Annotated in this window: 3 protein-coding genes; 2 read left to right on the forward strand and 1 reads right to left on the reverse strand. The window is 35.6% G+C overall.

Translation table 11 applies throughout. The features are described 5' to 3' along the window. Positions 1-195: 195 nt before the first annotated feature. Entirely contained in the window at positions 196-621 is a 426-nt protein-coding gene (locus NK356_RS23900; protein WP_253318234.1) for a hypothetical protein, read from the reverse strand. A 442-nt stretch (positions 622-1,063) separates the two neighbouring features. Here NK356_RS23900 and NK356_RS23905 point away from each other — a divergent pair, with 442 nt between their 5' ends. Then, positions 1,064-3,001: an SPFH domain-containing protein gene (locus NK356_RS23905; RefSeq protein WP_051934352.1), complete on the forward strand. Its 1,938-nt coding sequence runs from the start codon at positions 1,064-1,066 to the stop codon at positions 2,999-3,001. Positions 3,002-3,049: 48 nt separating this feature from the next. Then, entirely contained in the window at positions 3,050-3,484 is a 435-nt protein-coding gene (locus NK356_RS23910) for a hypothetical protein (protein ID WP_034696403.1), read from the forward strand. The last annotated feature ends 74 nt before the right edge of the window (positions 3,485-3,558 follow it).

The following is a 3,558-nucleotide window of genomic DNA, read 5'->3' on the forward strand; positions in this document are numbered from 1 at the left end:
AGAGTCCGGTACAGTACCGAACTCTTTCATATAATAATATTGTTTAATTTTGTCTAAACTTTTGGGTGCAGTCCAAATCAATACAGGATTTTTATTTTATAAGAAAGAAAAGATTTTGAGTTCTTAAACAGAAGTTATAGAATGACTATAACAACTTCCAGCTTCTCTCCTCCATCTTCCATCTTTAATTCTTCACTACATTCCGTCCTGGCGAACAATTTCACGGTCGTTAGCATCATTTACAACCAATGTATAAGGTGCTTTTTTCGGAGAATCTGTAAGATAATTTCTCCAGATCTGATAGCTGTGCCCCTCGTTACTGAAATTGATATAGTAGTTTCCTCCCGTACCATCAGGAATCAGTTCACCATCGCTGATAATCATGCTTGGCTTTGCCGTAATCTTTGCATTGGCATTCCACGACTGGTAAAGGTACTTGCCATTCGGCTGTTTGTCGATTCTGATCTTGAACTTTTTGGTTTTGATAATAACAGTCTTCGGTACCTGCTGAAGGGCAGAAGAAGTAATAAAACCGTCTGTTTTAGGAGCCGGAACTTCTTTGGCATAAGCGAAAGAAAACTGAGCTAAGCAGAAAGTCCCTAATAAAATATGCTTTATCATATTGAGTGGTTATTGGTTAATATTTCAGACTCTATCAAATATAGAGCCAATTTTCATTAAAGAGAGGGCTTATAGTTCTGAAAAAGAAGTTCTTAAGACTTTTATATATTGGTTGTTGAAAATAATGATATTGATTTTCAATTGTTTACTATTTTGTTTGCGAAATAGTATCAAATTCTGAAACAACTGAATACTTTTCTTATGTACATTTGTACCATCAAAGGATCTCGTTCCTTTATTATCAAAATGAAACTAATTAACTTTAAGTTTTTTCTATTAAAAGTATCAGAAATCATCTTCACGATTTTTAATACATCTCCTCCTGTAATTTCTTAATTTTTTCGAAAGAATTATCACATAATTCGTACTCTGTTTTTTCATATTCTGAAGAATCAGAGCGCAATCCCTGTTTTAAAATTTAATTAAAAAACAAAAACAAACTATGGAATTAGGTTTTCATGGCTGGATGATTCCGGCCGTAATGGCGCTTTTGTGCGTACTATTTTACAAATTCATTTTGAGAATTTTCTTTGGATTGATCATTGTTCCTCAGGACAAAATTGGTTTGGTGACCAAAAAATTTGTGTTGGTAGGAAAGCAGGAACTTCCGGAAGGTAGAATTATCGCCACCAACGGAGAAGCAGGTTTTCAGGCTCAGACATTAGCTCCGGGAGTATATTTTGGAAAATGGATCTGGCAATATTCTATCGATTTTCAACCTTTTACAGTGATTCCGACTGGAAAGATAGGTTTACTGCTGGCAAAAGATGGGATAGAACTGGAAACAGGAAGAATTTTAGCCAGAAAAGTGAACTGCGATTCTTTTCAGGATGCAGAAGCCTTTTTAAAAAATGGAGGAAGAAAAGGTCGTCAGACTGCAATTATTGCCCCGGGATCGTACAGAATCAATACCTTATTGTTTGAAATAGAATTAACGGATATGACTCAAATTCCTGACAATGCAGTCGGAATTATCACCACAATGGAAGGAAGTCCTTTGGAAGAAGGTCAGATCGCAGGTAAAATTATCAATGATCATAATAAGTTTCAGGATGTAGATACTTTTTTAAATAATGGAGGATATAAAGGTCTTCAGGAACAGGTGATTCTGGCAGGTTCCTATTTTCTGAATCCCTGGTTTACAAAAGTTGAAATGGTAAAAATGACGGAAATTCCGATTGGCCATGTTGGCGTCATCATCAGCTATGTAGGTGAAGAGGGAAAAGACCTCAGCGGAGTTGATTTTAAACATGGAAATATCGTTGAGAAAGGTCATAAAGGCGTTTGGGCAGAACCCATTGGTCCCGGAAAATATCCTATTAATCCTTATATCATGAAGGTTGAGCTTGTTCCTACCACTAACTTGGTATTGAACTGGGCTTATGAAAGAAGCGAATCACATCAACTCGACAAAAATCTTTCAACGATTACCGTACGAAGTAAAGACGGTTTTCCTTTCAATCTTGATGTTTCCCAAATTATTCATATTCCTACTTATGAAGCTCCAAAAGTAATTGCCCGTTTCGGGAATATGATCAATCTTGTGAGCCAGGTTTTAGAGCCGACGATTGGGAATTATTTCAGAAACTCAGCGCAGGATAGTGATGTGATTGCCTTTTTAGGAACCCGAAAAGAAAGACAACAGTCGGCAAAAGACCACATCAGCAGTGTTTTGGAACAATATAACGTGAATGCTGTTGATACTTTGATTGGAGCTATTGTTCCACCGGAAAGTTTAATGAAGACTTTAACAGACAGAAAACTGGCGGAAGAGCAGAAGATTACTTATGAAACTGAAATGCTGGCTCAGGAAACCCGTCAGGCACTGGAAAAAGAAACGGCTGTTGCGGATATGCAGAAAGAGATTGTAAAAGCAGATCAGGGTGTTGTGATTGCAGAAAGAATAGCGGATGCATCAGTGAAAAAAGCAACCGGAGATGCTAATTCTGTAAGGCTGCAGGCGAATGCAGAAGGAGACCGATTGAAACTGTTGGCAACCGGAGAAGCAGAGAAAACAAGACTTCTCGCAAAAGCTGAAGCAGAAAAAATAGAGTTGCTGGCTAAAGCAAGTGCTGAGCAGATTTCATTGACTGGTAATGCTGAAGCAGAAAAAATTCTGGCCATCGGTAAATCTAATGCAGAATCTTACAAACTGTCTGTAGAAGCAATGGGCGGAAATAATTTTACCCAATTAAAAATCATGGAAAATATAGCGAGTCAGAATGTAAGAATAATGCCTGAAGTATTAATCGGAGGAAACGGTGATTCAGCGAATGGAGGAATCAGCGGGCTTTTGGGACTTCAGCTGTTGGAACAGGTTCAGAAGAAAAATATTGAAACAGTTGCTGCTACTGAAGAGAAGACAGATAACAACTCTTAACTTAATTGACAAATAACTTAAACTTAATTCAAATTTAGAATTTTTAAAATGATTTATATCGTTCAGATCATTATAGCATTACTGATTATTAGTTTTTTTGTTTTCTCCATTATTGAAATCTATTGTGAAATTATAAAAAAAAGTTCTTGGGCCTTTTTAGGTATGCTTATTAGCTTGATTTTATTTTTTTTAATGATTACAGTACGCAATCATTTGGTTAAAAATGAACTTGTAGAAAATATAAATGCTTCAAAAATAGAACAGAGTAATTCCTCTTTTTCAAAAAAAGTATTGTCCAATATTCATATTGTAAGCGAGAAAATAAGAGTTGTTGATAAGGATATTTATATTGTGCTTATGCCTCAAAAAGATACACTTTACATGAATCAGGATTTTCATAACAAGAATAAATTCTGGGTTCACTATAAAAAATATGAGATTTTAAAATTTACAGCACCTGTAGGATATATCATTAAAAACTAAAAAAGAAGCCGTCTCATTTTCCTTGAGGCGGTTTTTGTTTATAAACTACCCATATTATTTTTTTAGGATGATTT

The organism is Chryseobacterium sp. S0630 (assembly GCF_024158915.1).
GTDB lineage: Bacteria > Bacteroidota > Bacteroidia > Flavobacteriales > Weeksellaceae > Chryseobacterium.